Origin of the sequence: Janthinobacterium sp. BJB401 (assembly GCF_013372745.1) — a bacterium.
GTDB lineage: Bacteria > Pseudomonadota > Gammaproteobacteria > Burkholderiales > Burkholderiaceae_D > Janthinobacterium > Janthinobacterium rivuli.
Map to the genome: position 1 here is coordinate 1 of NZ_JABXFH010000028.1, position 20,043 is coordinate 20,043.

Sequence of the window (20,043 nt, forward strand, 5' to 3'; positions counted from 1 at the left end):
CTTTGCGCCGATGATAGTGCTGCAACCAGTGTGAAAGTAGGTTATCGTCAGGCTTGTTATTTGCAGTAGAGAAAAACCCCGCCAGCAATGGTGGGGTTTTTTTTCGTCTGGCGGTTTGATATGCCGTGGGTGGTGTCGGCTTACGCGCTGCGCGCTAAGCCGACCTACGGTCAGACCCTCCATACCGCCAACGTAAAAATAATCGCCAATGCAACAGACGAAAAAAAGGCAGCGCTACGCGCTGCCTTTGTCATGTATCACCTTCATTAAAAGTGATAAGCGACTTTGACGTTCAGGTAATTGACGCCGCTATTCGGTTTCTTGTAGCCGCCATTCGAGAAATGCTGGATCTTCGCAGCGACTTCCCATTTGTTATTGAAGATATAGCCGACGCCGATATGGTCGCCGAACTGGAAGTGGGTCGACAGGCGGTCATCGTCGTTGTTGTACAGTTTCGACAGCATGTGCACGCCGATGCCGGCTTCCGCATAAAAACCCAGCTTGTTGGTATTTTCAAAACGGAACACGGGGGTAAAGCCCAGATCCCACAGCTTTTGATGCTGGCCAGAGACATTCTGATAGCTCTTGGCATCCCAGCCGCCTATGCTGGCATCCCAGTAACCGCTCAGCTGCGTGCCATTCGATACAAACCAGGCCTTATCCCAGTTCGAGGTTACGCCGGCGCGTACCATTTGTACCTTCACGCCCTTGGCATATTCGCCATAGACGGAGTCGATCAGTTTGTCGTCGGCGGCAAAGCCGGCATTGGCCGCCATCAGCGCGGCAACGGCGGCGATGGATTTGAGGAGATTCTTCTTGAAGGACATAGAGACTTTCATCGTAAAATTGGCCGTCAGGCTTGTCTTGTTTGCGCAGGCACCCAAGTAACCCCACAATAAATTATTGTGATTTCTGACTTCCATAACCGGCGCTCTGCGGCGTGGCTCACTGCTAGCAGTGCTTGCACTGCGTCGCAGCGAGCGCCTTGCATAGCATCCGGTTCTGTTCGTCATAAATTCACACTAATTTCCCGAGGATTACTTAGTCTTGCATACTACTCCCGCCACCTGTTTGATCTCAGAGGTTGAATTGACATTGTCTACAAAAATCGCATTTCTCGGTATTGGCCTAATGGGAGGGCCGATGGTCCGGTGCCTGCTGCGCGCTGGATATTCTGTCACAATTTGGAATCGCACGCACAGCAAGGCCCAAGTCCTGCGTGCGGCAGGGGCGCAGCCGCTTGTTTCCGTGGCTGAGGCTGTCAAGGGCGCGGACGTGATCATCTCGATGCTGGAAGCCGGTCCCATCGTGGCAACGGTGCTGCAAGAGGCGCTACCGGCCTTGCCAACTGGTGCGATCTGGATCGATATGAGCTCCACCAAACAATCGGAAGCGCAGCAATTTCACGCCAGTTTGCATGCGGCAGGCCATGGTTTCATCGACGCACCCGTATCGGGGGGCGTCGGCGGGGCGCAGGCGGGTACCCTGGCCATCATGGCTGGCGCCAGCGCTGGCGATTACGCACGGGTTGAAACGATTCTGTCGGCAATGGGCCGCCCGACGCTGGTGGGGCCGGCCGGCAGCGGCCAGGTCGCCAAGCTGTGCAATCAGCTGATCGTCGGTGCGACATTGAATATCGTGGCGGAAGCCTTGCTGCTGGCCCAGGCGGCCGGCGCCGATGCGAGCGCCGTGCGGGCGGCCATCCGTGGTGGTTTTGCCGAGAGCAAGATTCTGGAGGTGCATGGCCAGCGTATGCTGGAGCGCAATTTTGTAGCCGGCGGTCAGGTGAAAAGTCAGATCAAGGATATGCACAACATCCTCGCGGCGGCCGAAGCGGCCCACGTGACCTTGCCGGTGACGCAACTGGTGACGCAGCGCTATGAAACCCTGGCCATCAGCCATCCGACGGCCGATCACTCGGCCGCCTTGCTGGCACTGGAAGCGTTGAATCCGGGCCAGCGTCTGGGCACCGTTCCGGATCAACTGAGCTGATTCAAGCGATGGGCAGGCTCGCTTCGGCCAGCTTGACCCAGAAACTGGCGCCGATCGGCAGCAGATTGTCGTTAAAGTCGTAGCTGCCATTGTGCAAGACGCACGGACCCAGGCCGTGGCCGCCATCGCGGTGCTCGCCATCGCCATTGCCGATGAAGATGTAGCAGCCGGCTTTTTCCTGCAGGAAGAAGGCGAAATCCTCCGCGCCCATGGTCGGCTCGACATTCGCGTTGACCTTGTCCGCACCGACCACGCTTTTCATGACTTCGACGGCAAACGCCGTTTCTTTCGCGTGATTGACCAGTGGCGGATAGTTGCGCTTGAAGTGGAAATCCACTTCCGCGCCAAAGGCGGCGGCCGTGTGCACGGCGATGTCGCGCATGCGCTCTTCGATCAAGTCCAGCACGGGCGTGGTGAAGGTGCGCACGGTGCCGACCAGGCTGGCGTCATCGGGAATCACATTGGTGGCGCTGCCCGCGTGGATTTGCGTGATCGACAGCACGGCCGTGTCGAGCGGACTCTTGTTGCGTGTGATCACGGTTTGCCAGCTTTGCGCGATTTGCACAGCGACCATGACGGGGTCAATGCCCTTGTGGGGCTGGGCCGCGTGGGCGCCCTTGCCTTTGACGGTGACGTGGAATTCATTGCTGGACGCCATCATGGGCCCTTCCACCACGCTCAAGGTGCCCGTTTCGGCGCCCGGCCAGTTGTGCATGCCGTAGATGGCATCCATGGGGAAGCGCGTAAACAAGCCGTCTGCTATCATTTCGCGCGCGCCGGCGCCGCCTTCTTCCGCTGGCTGGAAGACGAGATACACGGTGCCGTCGAAGTTGCGGTGCTGCGCCAGGTAATGGGCCGCGCCCAGCAGCATGGCCGTGTGGCCGTCGTGGCCGCAGGCGTGCATCTTGCCCGGATGGCGTGAAGCATGCTCGAAGGTATTCATTTCCTGCATCGGCAAGGCATCCATGTCGGCGCGCAAACCGATGGCGCGTGTCGACGTGCCATTCTTGATGATGCCGACCACGCCAGTGCGGCCCAGGCCGCGTACCACGGGGATGCCCCATTCCGTCAGTTTGGCGGCGACCACGTCCGAAGTGCGCTGTTCTTCGTAGCACAGCTCGGGATGCGCGTGCAGGTCGCGGCGAATACCTTGCAGCTCGGATTGAAACGCCAAGATCGGATCAACTAGTTTCATGGGACTCTCCTGTGGATGCTGGCACGCAGCAATGTATGGCGCGCCGTACCGCGTTTGTTTGATCGAAAACAGACGCGGCTAATAGTGCATTGTAGCCCTTGTTTGCCGGGTAAATCCAGCGCACGGACGTGCTTGCCACGGCGCCAACAGCAAGCGCGCGGAATGGTTTACAGTATCGCCTTCCCCCAACGTTTTTGGATTGCCCCATGACCACCACCCAAGTGCGCGCCGCCTGCCCGCTCGATTGCCCCGATACCTGCGCCTTGCTGGTCACCGTGACCGATGGCGTGGCCACCGCCGTCAAGGGCGATCCCGACCACCCGACCACGGCTGGCGTGCTGTGCACGAAGGTGTCGCGCTTCACGGAGCGCACCTACCATGCGGATCGGCTGCTGCATCCGCTGCGCCGCGTGGGCAAGAAGGGCGAAGGCAAGTTCGAGCGCATCAGCTGGGAAGAGGCATTGCAGACCATCGCGGCCCGTCTGAAACCGATCGCCGCGCGCGATCCGCAGGCGATCTTGCCGTACAGCTACTGCGGCACCATGGGCCTGGTGCAGGGCGAATCGATGTCCTCGCGCTTCTTCAACCAGCTCGGCGCGTCCCTGCTGGACCGCACCATCTGCGCCTCGGCCGGCGCCACCGGCTACCGCTACACGGTGGGCGCCAGCATCGGCACGGACATGGAGCAGTTCCAGAACGCGAAATTGATCATCATCTGGGGCGGCAACCCGATCGCCTCGAACCTGCACTTCTGGATGCGCGCGCAAGAGGCCAAGCGCAATGGCGCTACCTTGATCGCCATCGACCCGTACCGTTCGCTGACGGCCGAAAAGTGCCACCAGCATATCGCCTTGCTGCCGGGTACCGATGCGGCCCTGGCGCTGGGCTTGATGCATGTGCTGATCACGGAAGATTTGCTCGACCATGACTATATCGCCCAGTACACGGTCGGCTATGCTGAACTGAAACAGCGGGCCCTGGAATGGCCACCCGAACGCGTGGCCGAGGTGTGCGGCATCACGGCCACGGAAGTGGTGGAACTGGCGCGCCTGTACGGCCAGGCTTGCCGCTCCGGTGACGGCGCCGCCATCCGCACCAACTACGGCGTGCAGCGCGTGCATGGCGGTGGCATGGCCGTGCGCAATATTGCCTGCCTGCCCGCGCTGACGGGCGCCTGGCGCCATCCTGCCGGCGGCATGCAGCTGTCGAGCTCGGGTTCCTTCCCCGTCAACCGCAAGGCCCTGCAGCGTCCGGACTTGCTGAAAGGCACGCCGCGCACCATCAACATGAGCACCATCGGCGACGATCTGCTGAAAACCAGCTCGCCCGAGTTCGGCCCGCAAGTCGAAGCCGTGATCGTCTACAACTCGAACCCGCTTGCCGTGGCGCCCGATTCCTCGAAAGTGGCGCAGGGTTTTGCCCGCGAAGACTTGTTTACGGTCGTGCTCGAGCATTTCCAGACCGATACTGTCGATTACGCCGACATCGTGCTGCCCGCCACCACGCAGCTGGAACACGTCGATGCGCATTCCACCTACGGCCACCTGTACATGATGGCGAACAACGCGGCCGTGGCGCCGCTGGGCGAAGCGAAGGCGAATACGGAAATTTTTCGTTTGCTGGCGCAGCACATGGGCTTTGATGACCCGTGCTTCCAGGAAAGCGACGATGCGCTGGCGGCCAAAGCCTTCGATACGACGGATGCGCGCGCCGTGCATTTCGACTGGGAATCGCTGAAACGCACGGGCTGGCAAAAGCTGGCCATGGCCGAAGCGCCATTTGCCGAAGGCGGTTTCCCCACGCCATCGGGCAAGTGCGAGTTTTATTCCAGCGCCATGGCGCAGGCGGGACTCGACCCCTTGCCGACGTATATCGCGCCGCACGAATCGCTGGCCAGCAATCCCGCGCTGGCGGCCCGTTTTCCGCTGGCCATGATTTCCCCGCCGGCACGCAATTTCCTCAATTCCACGTTCGTGAACGTGAAAAGCCTGCGCGCGGCCGAAGGCGAACCGCATCTGGACATCCACCCCGACGATTGCGCCACGCGCGGCATCGCCGCCGGCGACATGGTGCGCATTTTTAATGACCGCGGCAGTTTTACCGCCAAGGCCAGGGTGACCGACAAGGCGAGACGCGGCCTGGTGGTGGGCTTGTCCGTATGGTGGAAGAAACTCGCCAGCGACGGCAAGAACGCCAATGAAGTGACGAGCCAGCGCCTGACGGACATGGGCCGCGCACCGACCTTCTACGATACGCTGGTCGAAGTGGAAAAGGCTGGCTGAGCATGGCCCGCTGGCCGGCCCGCTTGCTTGTCGGCATGCTGTGCCTGCCGCTGAGCGGCTGCACGCAGCTGCGCTACTACACGCAGGCGGCGCAGGGGCAATATGCCTTGTGGTCGGGCGCGCGCCCCATCGGTGACTGGCTCGACGACCCGGCCACCGAGCCGCGCCTGAAAGTGCGCCTGGCCAAGGCGCAGCAGATTCGCCGCTTTGCCGTCAGCGAGCTGGATTTACCGGACAATGGCAGCTACAAGAACTACGCCTCCCTGCGGCGCCCCTTCGTGCTGTGGAACGTGGTGGCCACGCCGGAACTGTCGTTGCAGCCGCTGCAATGGTGTTTCCCCATCGCTGGCTGCGTGAATTACCGTGGTTACTACAGCAAGGAAGAGGCGCTCGCGTATGCCGACGAATTGCGCGCCCAGCATTACGACGTGCAGGTGGGCGGCGTGCCCGCGTATTCCACCCTGGGCTGGTTCGACGATCCCTTGCTGTCGACCTTTATCAATTACAACGATGCGGAACTGGCGCGCCTGATCTTCCATGAACTGGCGCACCAGGTGGTGTACGTGCCCGGCGATTCGGCCTTCAACGAGTCGTTTGCCAGCGCCGTGGAAGAGGCGGGCGTGCAGCGCTGGCTGGCGCGCGAGGGCAATGACGCGATGCGCGCCGCGTACGCCCAGTACGCGGCGCGGCGCCAGGATTTCCTCGCCTTGCTGCTGACATATCGGGGTGAACTGGAAGCCGTGTATGCGAGCGATGCCAGCGATGCGGAAAAGCGCGCGCGCAAGACGCAGGTGTTTGCGGCATTGCAAGACGCGTATCAGGTACTGAAGAAAAACTGGGGTGGTTTTGCCGGTTACGACCGCTGGTTCGAGCAGCCATTGAGCAATGCGCACCTCGCTTCCGTGTCGACCTACAATGAATTTTTGCCTGCCCTCAAAAAATTGCTGGAAGAAAAAAAGAACTTTCGTGCTTTTTATGCTGCAGTGCACACAATGGCCCAGATCAAGAAGCCTGAGCGCAGGCGTGCGCTGGAACAATTGTCCAGCCCGTGACCCGTAAAGATTGTCCAGTATGCCGAGCCGGACGATCCTGCAACAGTGTATTTATCATGTTGCATTGCAGCATAAAATACCCCTAGAGTTGCCGCTCGAATACTGTTGAAAGCGCTTGCATGGAAGCCCGGCGCCCGATAGCATCGCATTAGTAGCATAGAGCAATTGCTCGTCAGAATGCTCAAACTGACTGCAGGACGACAGAATCCGCAGCAATGATCCGCGTCGGCAAGATGCGCCGGCTCCCCCACGATTATTCGAGACAAGAGGCACAGGATGGAAAAAATTTGGCTGAAGTCGTATCCTCCCGGCGTTCCCGCCGACATCGATCCTGATCAATATCGTTCGCTGGTGCATGTGCTGGAAGAAGCGTTTCAAAAATATGCGGATCGCAATGCCTATGTCTGCATGGACAAATTTCTCACCTATGCCGAACTCGACACCTATTCGCGCCAGCTCGGTGCCTGGCTGCAAAGCCGTGGCCTGAAGAAGGGGGCGCGTGTCGCCCTGATGATGCCGAACGTGCTGCAATATCCGGTGGCCATCGCCGCCGTCCTGCGCGCCGGTTACACGGTGGTCAACGTCAATCCTCTCTATACGCCGCGCGAACTCGAGCATCAACTCAACGATTCGGGCAGCGAAGCCATCATCGTGCTGGAAAACTTTGCCCATACCTTGGAGCAAGTGCTGGGCAAGACGGCCGTCAAGCACATCGTCGTCGCCAGCATGGGCGAGATGCTGGGCGGTTTGAAAGGCATGATCGTCAATTTTGTCGTGCGCAACGTCAAGAAGATGGTGCCCGCGTATTCCTTGCCGAACGCCATGCGTTTCAAGCAGGCGCTGGCGCTGGGCAGCCGCATGAAACTCACGCCTGTCGAGCTGAGCATCAATGACGCCGCTTTTCTGCAATACACGGGCGGCACGACGGGCGTGTCGAAAGGCGCGACCTTGAGCCACCGCAATGTGATCGCCAATGTGCTGCAAAGCGAAGCGTGGTCGGGCGCGGCGCTCGACCAGAACAGCACGGAACAGATGATCGTCGTCTGCGCCTTGCCGCTGTACCATATCTTTGCCCTGACGGCGTGCGCCATGTGGGGCACGCGCGTGGGCGCCCTGAATATCCTGATCCCGAATCCGCGCGATATACCGGGCCTGATCAAGGAGCTGGGTAAGTACAAATTCAATCTGCTGCCAGCGGTCAATACCCTGTATAACGCGCTGGTGAATCACCCCGACTTTGCCAAGCTCGATTTCTCGGGCTTGAAGATCGCCAATGGCGGCGGCATGGCGGTGCAGCAAGCCGTCAACGACAAGTGGCTGCAAGTGACGGGTGTGTCCATCATCGAAGGCTATGGCTTGTCGGAAACGTCACCGGTCGCCACCTGCAACCGCGCCGACAGCACGGCGTTTTCCGGCACCATCGGCTTGCCCGTGCCCTCGACCGATATCGCCATCCTCGACGATGACGGCAAGGAAGTGCCGCTGGGCCAGACGGGCGAGATCGCCATCCGCGGTCCGCAAGTGATGAGCGGCTACTGGAACCGTCCCGATGAAACGGCCAAGGTCATGACACCAGACGGCTACTTCAAATCCGGCGACGTGGGCATCATGGACGAGCGCGGCTACGTGAAGATCGTCGACCGCAAGAAAGACATGATTCTCGTCTCCGGCTTCAATGTGTATCCAAACGAAGTCGAGGCCGTCATCGCGGCCCATCCGGGCGTGCTCGAGTGCGCTTGCGTGGGCGTGCCAGATGAGCACTCGGGCGAGGCCGTGAAAGTGTTTGTCGTGCGCAAGGATCCGAACCTGACCCAGGCCGTGCTGGCCGCGTACTGCAAGGAACAATTTACAGGCTACAAGCGGCCGAAATACATCGAGTTCCGCGATGAACTGCCGAAGACCAACGTCGGCAAGATTTTGCGTCGCGCCCTGCGTGACGAAACGAAGACAGCAGCATAAACAGTGTGGGATGCGCCAGGAGGCGCGTCCCTTTTACAGATAAAGATGAGGCGAGATGGACAAGATTTGGTTGAATTCGTACCCGGACAGCGTTCCCGCAGAGATTGATTGCACGCAATACCGTTCCGTCACGCATTTGCTGGAAGAGTCGTTCCAGAAATATGCGGACCGCAACGCGTTCGTGTGCATGGATAAATTCCTGACCTACCGCGAGCTGGACAAGCTGTCGCTGCAGATGGGCGCATGGCTGCAAAGCAAGGGCCTGAAGACGGGCGCGCGCGTGGCGATCATGCTGCCGAACGTGCTGCAGTATCCGGTGGCGATGGCGGCGATTTTGCGCGCCGGCTATACGGTGGTGAACGTCAATCCGCTGTACACGCCCCGAGAATTGCAGCATCAGCTGACCGATTCGGGCAGCGAAGCGATCATCGTGCTGGAAAACTTCGCCACCACGGTCGAGCAGGTGTTGCCGCATACCCAGGTCAAGCATGTGATCGTCGCCACCATGGGCGACATGCTCGGTGGACTGAAGGGTACCATCGTCAACTTCGTCGTGCGCAAGATCAATAAAATGGTGCCCGCGTTTTCTTTGCCGGGCGCCATCAGTTTCAACAAGATGCTGGCTGAAGGCGCACGCCTGAGCCTGACGCCGGTGCAGCAGGGCCATGACGACATCGTCTTCCTGCAATACACGGGCGGCACGACGGGCGTGTCGAAGGGCGCGATGTTGTTGCACCGTAACGTGATCGCCAACGTGCTGCAAAACGAGGCGTGGATGTCGCCCGTGATGACGCCTGAAATGCGCGCCACCTCGATGGGATTCATGTGCGCCTTGCCCCTGTATCACATCTATTCGCTGACCGTCAGCGCCCTGATGGGTATGCGCCTGGGCGGCATGAGCGTGCTGATTCCCAACCCGCGCGACATTCCCGGTTTCGTCAAGGAATTGTCCAAGCACAAGATCGTCGTCTTCCCGGCCGTCAACACCTTGTACAACGCGCTGCTGAACAATGCCGACTTCGCCAAGCTCGATTTTTCCAGCTACAAAGTGTGCAATGGCGGCGGCATGGCCTTGCAGCGCAACGTGGCCGAGCGCTGGCTGAAACTGACGGGCTGCCCGCTGATCGAAGGCTATGGCATGTCAGAAACGTCACCCGTGGTGACGGGCAATCGCGTCGATATCACGGAATTTACGGGCACCATCGGCTTGCCTTTCCCCTCGACGGAAGTGGCGATTCTCAACGACGATGGCGTGGAAGTGGCGCTGGGCGAGCCGGGCGAGATCGCCGTGCGCGGCCCGCAAGTGATGGCCGGCTACTGGCAGCGTCCGGACGAGACGGCCAAATCGATGACGGCCGACGGTTACTTCAAGACGGGCGACGTGGGTGTCATGGATGAGCGCGGCTACGTAAAAATCGTGGACCGCAAGAAAGACATGATCATCGTCTCCGGCTTCAATGTGTATCCGAACGAAGTGGAAGACGTGGTCGCTTCCTGCCCTGGTGTGCTGGAATGTGCCTGCATCGGCGTGCCGGACGCCAACGCTGGCGAAGCCGTGAAAGTGTTTGTCGTGCGCAAGGATCCAAACCTGACGGTGGAACAGATCCGCGAGCATTGCAAGCATGAATTGACGGCTTACAAGAAACCGAAATACATCGAGTTCCGCGATGAATTGCCGAAGACCAACGTTGGCAAGATCTTGCGCCGTCAATTACGCGACGAAAAGAAGGTTGCCTAAGAACACCTATCAAAACCTACTGCGCGTCGCGGGTCGCGGTTTCTGATGCTCACTGTGCATTCGCACAGTTCCGCTTCTCAACCACGACGCGCATCCGCTCGCTACGGTTTTGTTAGGCGTTCTGATTCGCTGCCAGGGCCGTGTCTGCCGCCAGGTTTTGGCCTGGGCGGGCGGGCAAGCCGAAGCAGGGGCGCAACCAGTTCACCTTGCTGATCAGCAGCGACGTCCCCAGCCAGCAAGTCGCCACCGTGCCGGCCAGTATCAGCAGCGGTTCCGCCACTGGCCCAAGCTTCAGGGGCACGAGCCAGTAGGCCAGCACGATGATCGCGCTCTGGTGCAATATGTACCAGGGAAAGACGGCCTGGCGCGCCCATGGCAGCCAGGCAAACGGTGTATTGAGCAAGGTGTGCGACCAGCCCAGGATGGCGCAGATGGCCAGCCACATGTACAGGTTGCGCATGGGCCAGGAGCCGAACGAGGCCCAGGTCAGCAGGTTCTCCGAATACACCAGGTCAAAGCCCAGATACACGGCAAACGCGCAGGGCGCCAGCAGCAGCGCATGCCAGCGCAAGCGCGCCAGCTCTTGCCACGCTCCCTTGTCATTGCCCAGCCACCAGCCATACAGATACATGGTGAAATAGATGGCGTGCGCGTACCAGTCCTTCACCAGCGCGTGGTTTTCCGGATAGCGCAGTTTCAGGAAGGCCGTTGCCGCCAGCGCCGGCAGGGCTGGCAGGATCAACAGGCGCCAGCCGCGCAACCCCGTAAACAGCGGCCTTGCCCTGGCCAGCAGGGGCTGCAGCGCCACCAGCACGATGGTGTACAGCAACAAATACACGAGATACCACAGATGATTCCAGGTAAAACTGGTCTTCCAGCCCGTAAATGCGCCGGCCGGCCAGGCATGGCCGCCAAAGTAATCCAGCAGAAATTGTCCATAGCCAGGCTCGACCAGGCCGTTCGTGACGCCTTCGCAATACGGCTGCACGGGTATCACCACGAGCACGCCAAACAGCAGGGGCAGCAACAGGCGCTTGACCCTGCGCCACAGGAAGGCCCGCCTGGACGATTGCGTCATCATGGCGCAGGACACGCCGGAAATGAGGAACACGATTTCCATGCGCCAACGGTTGATAAAGACCATGGGATAGTTCAACGTTTCCGTCAGGTAGCTGCTCTTCATGTGGAAGGCGGCGCCGTCCAGGTACAGCATGGCCGTGTGGTAGACGATCAGCAGGCTGAAGACAAGAAAGCGCAAGGCATCGATATCGTAACGGCGAGAATTGGTGGTCATGGTCGCGGGATCCATTGGTCAGGGAAGGCCCCAGCATAGGCAGGCCGCGCAGGCCGAACCAGCGAAAAGTGACCAATTGCGGGCTGTTTGTGACGAGCGGTGATGCTGGGACGGCTTTGGGACCTTACAATCATGCAACTCATCCACCGTCCGACACCATGCGCCTGTCTTCCACCGATTTGTTGCAACGATATCAACGCTGGCGCCAGATCGCCGAACCAGCTTTCTGGATCGTCCTGTATCTGCTGCAAACGTCGCTCAACTGCTGGATCAGCTGGACCGACCGCCAGCGCGCGGGGCTCGCTACGCCTTTCTGGGAAGTGGCCGTGTGGGAGTGGAGCAGCAACCTGGTGTTGCTGGCGCTGGTGCCGCTGGTGATCCTGGCCAACCAGCTGCGGCCGCTGCACCTGGTGTTCCAGCGCCAGAACCTGCGCTGGCACCTGGCCGCCTCGCTGGTCTACAGCCTCGTGCATGTGCTGGCCATGGTGGCCTTGCGCAAGTTGGCCTACTGGAGCGCCGGCAGCGATTACGATTTCGGTAACTGGTGGCGTGAATTGCCATACGAATACGTCAAGGATGTGCGTACTTACTTCTCCATTTTATTGTTCACGGGCTTTTACCAGCTGCTGCTGATGCGCTGGCAAGGCGAGGCGACTCTGCTGGGCGAACCCGATGACGGCCCGGCCGTGGAGCCGGTGCAGCAGCCGGAACGATTCCTGGTACGCAAGCTGGGCAAGGATTTTCTCTTGCCCGCCAGCGACATCGAATGGATACAGGCCTGGGGCAATTATGTGAATTTGCACGTGCGCGGCCACGATTATCCGCTGCGCTCGACCATGGCCGCCATCGAGCGCCGCCTGGATGGTAAACGCTTTGTGCGCGTGCACCGCAGCTATATCGTCAACCTTGCATTTGTACAGAGCATCGTGCCGCTGGAATCGGGCGATGCGCGCGCCGTGCTGTCCACGGGCGGTGAAGTGCCCGTCAGCCGGCGCTACCGCGATGCCTTGAAAAGCATGTGCTAGAAGCGTTGCACGCCAGCCTTGCCATTCTGGACGGTAAAGCGCGCCAGTGTCGCGATGCTCGATGCGCCGTCGCGCACGTTGTCCAGGCCCTGGAACAGGGTCGTGGTTTTCTCCGGCGTGATCTCCATCAACATATAGCCGCGCTTGTCGCTGCGCCCGTAACGGATGTGCGGGTTCATCGCCACGTACTGCTCCGTGCGCGCCTGCGGGCGGGAACTCGACGTGATGGAGGTGCCGCAAAATTCGGTGGCCAGCACAGGATTGCTCTTGCTGGTGGGCCGCATGGCATTGCGGCTCAGTTCGGTGGCATAGAAAGTATGCACGTCGCCCGACAGCACCAGCGGGTTGCTGGCCTTGCTGCTGCGCAAGGCGTCGAGCAGGTGCTGGCGCGCCATCGGGTAGCCATCCCAGCCATCGGTCCAGATGCGCTCGTCGCCGGGGCGCACGATGGGCACCTGGCTCGATTGCGCCATCAGGGTTTGCTGGGCGAGGATATTCCAGCGCGCGGGGGAATCATCGAGGCCGGCTTGCAGCCAGCGCTGCTGTTCCTCGCCCAGCATGGTGCGCTGCGGTTTCAGCAAGTCGGGACAGTTGCGCGTGGTGACGGAATTCGAACCACCGCGGCCCGGTTTGGCGCACGCGTGGTGGGCGCGGTATTGCCGGTCGTCCAGCATGTGAAAGCGCGCCAGCCGACCCCAGTCGTAGCGCTGGTAGATGCGCATGTCGACAAATCCCCGCCGTCCCAGCGGTAGCAGCCGCAGCGGCATGTGTTCATAAAACGCCTGGTAGGCGGCCGCGCGGCGCTGCAAAAAGGTGGGCGTGAGCAACTCGTCGCGGTCATTGCCGTAATCATTGGCCACTTCATGGTCATCCCAGGTGACGATCCACGGCGCGGCCAGGTGCGCGCCCTGCAAGTCGCGGTCGCTCTTGTATTGCGCGTAACGGGCGCGGTAGTCGTCCAGGCTGAAACTTTCATGCGTACGCACGGCCCGGCTTGGATGCTGGAGCTGGTACGGCCCCCATTCATAGATGTAATCGCCGAGGAAGGCCACCAGGTCGGGCGCGGCTGCGGCGATGTGCCGGTGCGCCGCATACGCGCCGAATTCCCAGTGCTGGCACGAAGCGACGGCCAGTTTCAGCGAGGCAGGCATGGCGCCGGGCTCGGGCGCCGTGCGCGTGCGGCCCACGGGACTGACGGCGTCGCCAAAGATAAACCGGTACCAGTACCAGCGTCCGGGCGCGAGACCTCCCGCGTCGACGTGCACGCTGTGCGCGAGAGCGGGCATGGCCGTGGCCTGGCCCTTGGCGGCGATACGGCGAAACGCCTCGTCTTCGGCCACTTCCCAGCGTACGTTCAGGGCGATGGCGGGCGTGGCGGCTGCGTGCAGTGGGTCGTAGCAGATGCGCGTCCACAGCACCACCGCATCAGGTAACGGTGAGCCGGAAGCGACACCGAGCGCAAACGGATAACCTGTGCCATTCATGCGCGTGGCGGCGCTCGCACTGGAACCGGACAGCACGCTGCCGGCGGCGGCCAGCGCCGTGATGCGCGCAGCGCTCTGCAGGAAAATGCGGCGCAGGCTATCCATGCCGTCTGAAAATAAAACGTGGGATTATTGCGACAATCAAGACGACAGCAAGGTCTCGATCGGCGGCACCTTGCGCGGCTTGCGGTCGGAGTCCGTCGCCACGTAGATCAGGGTTGCTTCCGTGACTTTCACGATGCACGCCTGCAGGCGGTTGCGCTCGGCATATACCTCGACATTGACGGTGATCGAGGTATTGCCGACCTTGACGATGTCGGCGTAGAAGGAGAGCAGATCGCCGACGAAGACGGGGTTTTTGAAGACGAAGGAATTGACGGCAATGGTGGCGACGCGGCCGTTGGCGCGCCGCGTGGCCGGCAGGGAACCGGCGATATCGACCTGCGCCATGATCCAGCCGCCGAAGACGTCGCCGTACACATTGGCGTCGGATGGCGCGGGCATCATGCGCAATTCCGGCATTTTTCCGGCGGGCAGGCCGGAGGCGAGGCAGTTGTCGGGGCGGTCGGGGGAGGTGCTCATCTTTTATTCTCATGAAAGGCTACAATTGCCCCGATTGAACCATAAAAAGCCGACATTCGCCATGCGCCGTTCCCAGACTCCCCCTCCGCCCCGCTCGCCAGCCTCCGCCAGCCACAGCGATTTCGCCACCATCAAGACCTTGTTGCCGTATCTCTGGGTCTACAAATGGAGAGTATTGCTGGCGCTGCTATGCCTGGTGGGCGCCAAGCTGGCCAACGTGGGCGTGCCCCTGATCCTGAAAAAACTCGTCGACGCCATGACGATCACAGCGGCCCATCCGCAAGCGCTGCTGGTGCTGCCCGTCGGCTTGCTGGTGGCCTACGGCTTGCTGCGCCTGTCGACCACCTTGTTTACGGAATTGCGCGAATTCCTGTTCGCCCGGGTCACCCAGCGGGCCGTGCGCACCATCGCCCTGCAAGTGTTCCGCCACCTGCATGCGCTGTCCCTGCGCTTTCACCTGAACCGACAGACGGGCGGCATGACGCGCGACATCGAACGGGGCACGCGCAGCGTCGGCTCGCTCATTTCCTACACCCTGTTCAACATCTTGCCGACCCTGGTGGAAATCACCCTCGTGCTCGGTTACCTGGTCTTGCATTACGACATCTGGTTCACCGTGATCACGGCCGTGGCGCTGGTGTCCTACATCGCGTTTACCGTGCTGGTGACGAACTGGCGCACGCATTTCCGCCGCACCATGAACGACCTCGACTCGAAAGCCAATACCAAGGCCATCGATTCGCTGATCAACTATGAAACCGTGAAATATTTCGGCAACGAAGATTACGAGGCGAAGCGCTACGATGAAGGCTTGCAGCGCTATGAATCGGCGGCCGTGAAATCGCAGACTTCCCTCTCCCTGCTGAACACGGGCCAGTCCCTGATCATCGCCACGGCCGTCACCTTGATTTTGTGGCGCGCCACGGTGGGCGTGATCGCCGGTACGATGACCCTGGGCGACCTGGTGCTGGTGAACGCCTTCATGATCCAGCTGTATATTCCCCTCAATTTCCTGGGCGTCATTTACCGCGAAATCAAGCAAAGCCTGGCCGACATGGAGCGCCTGTTTTCCTTGCTGAACGAAAACCGTGAAATCGCCGATACGCCGGAAGCCAAGCCGCTCGTCACGCGGGGCGCGGCCGTGCGTTTTGACCACGTGGATTTCAGCTACGAAGCCAAGCGGCAAATCCTGTTCGACGTGGATTTCCAGATTCCTGCAGGCACGACGACGGCCGTGGTGGGCCACAGCGGCTCGGGCAAGTCGACCTTGTCGCGCTTGCTGTTCCGCTTCTATGAAGTCGATGGCGGCGGCATCACCATCGATGGCCAGGACTTGCGCGGCATCACGCAGGATTCCCTGCGCGCGGCCATCGGCATCGTGCCGCAAGACACGGTGCTGTTCAACGACACCATCGAATACAACATCGCCTATGGCAAGCCGGGCGCCAGCAAGGACGCCATCGTGGCGGCGGCAAAGGCGGCATCGATCCATGATTTTATTGAAAGCTTGCCAGATGGCTACAACTCCATGGTGGGCGAGCGGGGCTTGAAACTGTCGGGTGGCGAAAAGCAGCGCGTGGCGATTGCCCGCACCTTGCTGAAAGACCCGGCGATATTGATCTTCGATGAAGCCACGTCTGCGCTTGATTCAAAGGCCGAGCAGGCGATTCAGTCGCAGCTGAAAGAGATCGCCAAAAACCGCACCACCCTGGTGATTGCGCACCGTTTGTCGACGGTGGCCGACGCCCAGCAAATCCTGGTGCTCGACCATGGCCGCATCGTCGAGCGGGGCACGCATCCACAATTGCTGGCCGCGAATGGCCTGTACGCGCAGATGTGGCAACGCCAGCAGGCGAATATGGATGATGAGGCGCAAGAGGACGAGTTGGCGGGTCTGGCGCCGGCAAAATAAATCGGGAATGTGAAATCAGTAGGAAAAATGCTACAGCCGCGCTGATTCCGGCGCGGGTATAGCGCCTATTTGCGGGCAATCGCAGAAAATGGCTGGTCCGGTGCTGAAAATGAAATAAAATTAATTCCAATGGTGGCGTCTGCACCACAGTTGTTTCGTTCGGAGTCCATCCGGTTTGTCCGCCCAGGAGAATTTATGAAATTGACCAAAATAATCGCCACGCTGCTTAGCGTCGGTGTCATCAGCAGCATGTCGCCAGTCCAGGCTCAGGAATTGACCGGCACCTTGGCCAAGATCAAGAAAGCCGGTTCCGTCACCCTCGGCGTGCGCGACGGCTCCGTGCCCTTCTCCTATCTCGATGACAAGCAGCAATATCAGGGTTATTCGATCGACCTGTGCATGAAAGTCGTCACGGCCCTGCAAAAGCATCTGGGCCTGAGCGAACTGAAAGTGGTGATGAGCCCCGTCACCTCGGCCAACCGCATCCCGCTGATGGCCAACGGCACCATCGACCTCGAATGCGGCTCGACGACGAACAACCTGGAGCGCCAGCAGCAGGTGGCATTCGCCCCCACCATGTTCGTCATCGGCAACCGCGTGCTGGCGAAAAAATCCTCGAACATCAAAACCCTGGAAGACTTGCGCGGCAAGACCCTGGTTGCCACTGCCGGCACCTCGACCATCAAGCAGATGACGATCCTGAACAAGGAAAAAAACCTGGGCATGAATATCGCCGTCGGCAAGGACCATCCTGAATCGTTCCTGATGCTGGAAACGGGCCGCGCGGTGGCCGAAGCCAACGACGACATTTTGCTGGCGTCGCAAGTGGCCAATTCGAAAAACCCGAACGACTACGAAATCACCAAGGAAGCGCTGTCCGTCGAGCCGTACGGCATCATGCTGCGCAAGGGCGATCCCGCTTTCAAGAAAGTGGTCGACGATGCCTTGACCCGCCTGTACAAGAGCGACGACATCAACCGCATTTACGCGAAATGGTTTACCTCGCCGATCCCGCCGAAAAACATCAACCTGAAATTCCCCATGCCGCCGCAATTGAAGGCCGTGTTTGCCAACCCGACCGACTCCGGTGACCCGGCGGCCTATGCGGCCGTACCGGAAGCGCAGAAGACGTCGGACAAGCGGAAAAAGTAAAGATTGCGTAACAAATCGGGGGGCGCAAGCCTCCCGTTTTATTTGCGGGGCGGGTGGCCGGCTGGCCGCTGTCCTCGGGCTGCATGCGAAGGATGATCATGAATTACAACTGGAATTGGCGCATTTTCTGGGAGATTTCTCCCGATGGCGTGGGCACGTATATGGACACCCTGTGGTCCGGCCTGATCTGGACCCTGGCCACGGCCGGTACGGCCTGGATCATGGCGCTGATATTGGGCCTGGTGATCGGCACCATCCGCACCTTGCCGAACAAATGGCTGGTGGGCGTGGCCAATGCCTACGTCGAACTGTTCCGCAACGTGCCGCTGCTGGTGCAGATGTTCCTCTGGTATTTCGTCATGCCGGAACTGCTGCCGCCTGACCTGGGCGCCTGGGTCAAGTCGCTGCCAAATGCGCCGTTCGTCACGGCCGTGCTGTGCCTGGGATTCTTTACCTCCTCGCGCGTGGCGGTGCAGGTCACGACGGGTATCGAGGCGCTGCCGCGCGGGCAGAAACTGGCCGGCACGGCGCTGGGCCTGACCCTGCCGCAAACCTACCGCTTCATTTTGCTGCCGATGGCCGCACGCGTCATCATGCCGCCGCTGACCAGCGAATTTTTGAACATCATCAAGAACAGTTCCGTGGCCCTGACCATCGGCCTGATCGAACTGACGGCCAGCGCGCGCGCCATCCAGGAATTCTCGTTCCAGGTATTCGAAGCGTTTTCGGCCGCCACCATCATCTACGTCGTCGTCAATCTGCTGGTGGTGGTGCTGATGTACCTGATCGAGAAAAAGGTCGCCATTCCGGGCTTCATCGTCGCCGGCGCCAAGACGGGAGGACATTGATATGTTCGGTAATTTCGACTTCGATGTCATCTCCCGCTCGTGGGTCTACCTGTTCCAGACCGGTATGATCTTCACCCTGAAACTGACGGCGCTGTCCATGGTGGGCGGCATTGTGCTGGGCACCCTGCTGGCGCTGATGCGCTTGTCCGGCAGCCGCCTCATCTCGGGCGTGGCGTCGAGCTACGTCAACCTGATACGCTCGATCCCGCTGGTGCTGGTGATCTTCTGGTTCTACTTCCTGGTGCCGTACATCGCCGCCTGGATCATCGGCGCGGAAGAACCCGTGAAAGTGGGCGCGTTCTCCTCCGCGCTGATCACCTTCATCATGTTCGAGGCGGCATACTATTGCGAGATCATGCGCAGCGGCATACAGTCGATCCCGCGCGGCCAGGTCTGGGCCGGCCAGGCGCTGGGCATGAACTACTCGCAGACCATGGCCTTCATCGTGCTGCCGCAAGCGTTCCGCAACATGATCCCCGTGCTGCTGACGCAAACCATCGTGCTGTTCCAGGACGTGTCGCTCGTGTACGTGCTGTCGATCCCCGATTTCGTCGGCGCCGCCTCGAAGATCGCCCAGCGCGACGGCCGCCTGGTGGAGATGTACGTGTTTGTCGCCGTCGTGTATTTCGTGCTGTGCTATGCCTTGTCGTTCCTGGTAAAACGCCTGCAGAAACGCGTCGCCATCATTCGCTAACCGTAAAAGAAAGAACAAGATGATTGAACTCAATAACGTCAGCAAATGGTATGGCCAGTTCCAGGTACTGACCGACTGCACCACGGAGGTCGCCAAGGGCGACGTGATGGTCATTTGCGGCCCGTCCGGCTCCGGCAAGTCGACCCTGATCAAGACCGTCAACGGCCTCGAGCCGATCCAGCAGGGGCAGATCTTCGTCGACGGCATCAGCGTCAACGATCCGAAAACGAATTTGTCGAAACTGCGCGCGCGCATCGGCATGGTGTTCCAGAATTTCGAGCTGTTTCCGCACCTGTCGATCCGCGAAAACCTCACCATCGGCCAGATCAAGGTGCTGGGCCGCAGCGCCGACGAAGCCAATGCCAAGGGCTTGAAATACCTGGACCGCGTGGGCCTGCTGTCGCAGCAGGACAAATTCCCGGGCCAGCTGTCGGGCGGCCAGCAGCAGCGCGTGGCGATCGCCCGCGCGCTGTCGATGGATCCGATTGCCATGCTGTTCGACGAGCCGACATCGGCGCTCGACCCTGAAATGATCAACGAAGTGCTCGACGTGATGGTGGGCCTGGCGCAGGAAGGCATGACCATGATGGTCGTCACGCACGAAATGGGCTTTGCCAAGCGCGTGGCCAACCGCATCGTCTTCATGGACCAGGGCAAGATCATCGAAGATTGCAGCAAGGACGACTTCTTCAACACGACGCGCTCGGACCGCGCGCGCGATTTCCTGGCCAAGATCATTCACTAACAGATTGAGCCAGGTCCGCTACCGGCGGCCCTGATCGTACCTGCGTTTCTTCTGTCCGTCGCTGGAGTTATGTCTCCAGCGACACATCT

The 20,043-nt window shown here is 60.4% G+C and carries 16 protein-coding genes; 11 read left to right on the forward strand and 5 right to left on the reverse strand.

Annotated elements, in window-relative coordinates:
• Positions 1-266: 266 nt before the first annotated feature.
• Positions 267-827, reverse strand: coding sequence for an acyloxyacyl hydrolase (locus tag HWE17_RS17805; RefSeq protein ID WP_176389644.1), 561 nt, complete (start codon positions 825-827; stop codon positions 267-269).
• A gap of 280 nt (positions 828-1,107) precedes the next feature.
• On the opposite strand from HWE17_RS17805, the gene HWE17_RS17810 reads away from it, so the two are divergent.
• A complete protein-coding gene (locus HWE17_RS17810) occupies positions 1,108-1,992 on the forward strand; it encodes an NAD(P)-dependent oxidoreductase (protein ID WP_369681746.1) in 885 nt (294 codons plus the stop codon).
• A 1-nt stretch (position 1,993) separates the two neighbouring features.
• Here HWE17_RS17810 and HWE17_RS17815 read toward each other — a convergent pair whose 3' ends face one another.
• On the reverse strand, positions 1,994-3,187 hold the full coding sequence (locus HWE17_RS17815; protein ID WP_176389646.1) for a M20 aminoacylase family protein: 1,194 nt from the start codon (positions 3,185-3,187) through the stop codon (positions 1,994-1,996).
• Between the two features lie 206 nt (positions 3,188-3,393).
• Here HWE17_RS17815 and HWE17_RS17820 point away from each other — a divergent pair, with 206 nt between their 5' ends.
• The 4 genes from HWE17_RS17820 (at position 3,394) to HWE17_RS17835 (ending at position 10,218) form a co-directional block, all read left to right on the forward strand.
• The gene (locus HWE17_RS17820) at positions 3,394-5,469 is read left to right on the forward strand and encodes a molybdopterin-dependent oxidoreductase (protein ID WP_176389647.1); all 2,076 of its coding nucleotides are present in this window, start codon (positions 3,394-3,396) and stop codon (positions 5,467-5,469) included.
• A 2-nt stretch (positions 5,470-5,471) separates the two neighbouring features.
• On the forward strand, positions 5,472-6,521 hold the full coding sequence (locus tag HWE17_RS17825) for an aminopeptidase (protein ID WP_176389648.1): 1,050 nt from the start codon (positions 5,472-5,474) through the stop codon (positions 6,519-6,521).
• 276 nt (positions 6,522-6,797) lie between these two features.
• Entirely contained in the window at positions 6,798-8,480 is a 1,683-nt protein-coding gene (locus HWE17_RS17830; RefSeq protein WP_035822872.1) for a long-chain fatty acid--CoA ligase, read from the forward strand.
• 55 nt (positions 8,481-8,535) lie between these two features.
• Positions 8,536-10,218, forward strand: coding sequence for a long-chain-fatty-acid--CoA ligase (locus tag HWE17_RS17835; RefSeq protein ID WP_176389649.1), 1,683 nt, complete (start codon positions 8,536-8,538; stop codon positions 10,216-10,218).
• A 112-nt stretch (positions 10,219-10,330) separates the two neighbouring features.
• Here HWE17_RS17835 and HWE17_RS17840 read toward each other — a convergent pair whose 3' ends face one another.
• Positions 10,331-11,512, reverse strand: a complete 1,182-nt coding sequence (locus HWE17_RS17840) for an acyltransferase family protein (RefSeq protein WP_176389650.1) — start codon at positions 11,510-11,512, stop codon at positions 10,331-10,333.
• A 158-nt stretch (positions 11,513-11,670) separates the two neighbouring features.
• On the opposite strand from HWE17_RS17840, the gene HWE17_RS17845 reads away from it, so the two are divergent.
• Complete coding sequence (locus HWE17_RS17845) at positions 11,671-12,537, forward strand: LytTR family DNA-binding domain-containing protein (protein WP_176389651.1); 867 nt, start codon at positions 11,671-11,673, stop codon at positions 12,535-12,537.
• Here HWE17_RS17845 and HWE17_RS17850 read toward each other — a convergent pair.
• Both HWE17_RS17850 and HWE17_RS17855 read right to left on the reverse strand, forming a co-directional pair.
• Positions 12,534-14,126, reverse strand: a complete 1,593-nt coding sequence (locus HWE17_RS17850) for an alkaline phosphatase (RefSeq protein WP_176389652.1) — start codon at positions 14,124-14,126, stop codon at positions 12,534-12,536. The two genes, HWE17_RS17845 and HWE17_RS17850, sit on opposite strands and share 4 nt — an antisense overlap.
• 36 nt (positions 14,127-14,162) lie before the next feature.
• Positions 14,163-14,528 (reverse strand): acyl-CoA thioesterase, encoded by a 366-nt coding sequence (locus tag HWE17_RS17855; protein ID WP_223278886.1) that lies wholly within the window; start codon positions 14,526-14,528, stop codon positions 14,163-14,165.
• Positions 14,529-14,664: 136 nt separating this feature from the next.
• On the opposite strand from HWE17_RS17855, the gene HWE17_RS17860 reads away from it, so the two are divergent.
• The 5 genes from HWE17_RS17860 (at position 14,665) to HWE17_RS17880 (ending at position 19,954) form a co-directional block, all read left to right on the forward strand.
• Positions 14,665-16,515, forward strand: coding sequence for an ABC transporter ATP-binding protein/permease (locus tag HWE17_RS17860; RefSeq protein ID WP_176389653.1), 1,851 nt, complete (start codon positions 14,665-14,667; stop codon positions 16,513-16,515).
• Positions 16,516-16,710: 195 nt separating this feature from the next.
• Positions 16,711-17,667 (forward strand): amino acid ABC transporter substrate-binding protein, encoded by a 957-nt coding sequence (locus tag HWE17_RS17865; protein WP_176389654.1) that lies wholly within the window; start codon positions 16,711-16,713, stop codon positions 17,665-17,667.
• Positions 17,668-17,765: 98 nt separating this feature from the next.
• Positions 17,766-18,515, forward strand: a complete 750-nt coding sequence (locus HWE17_RS17870) for an amino acid ABC transporter permease (RefSeq protein WP_035828381.1) — start codon at positions 17,766-17,768, stop codon at positions 18,513-18,515.
• Position 18,516: 1 nt separating this feature from the next.
• Complete coding sequence (locus HWE17_RS17875) at positions 18,517-19,209, forward strand: amino acid ABC transporter permease (RefSeq protein WP_035822860.1); 693 nt, start codon at positions 18,517-18,519, stop codon at positions 19,207-19,209.
• Between the two features lie 19 nt (positions 19,210-19,228).
• Positions 19,229-19,954 (forward strand): amino acid ABC transporter ATP-binding protein, encoded by a 726-nt coding sequence (locus tag HWE17_RS17880; RefSeq protein WP_176389655.1) that lies wholly within the window; start codon positions 19,229-19,231, stop codon positions 19,952-19,954.
• The last annotated feature ends 89 nt before the right edge of the window (positions 19,955-20,043 follow it).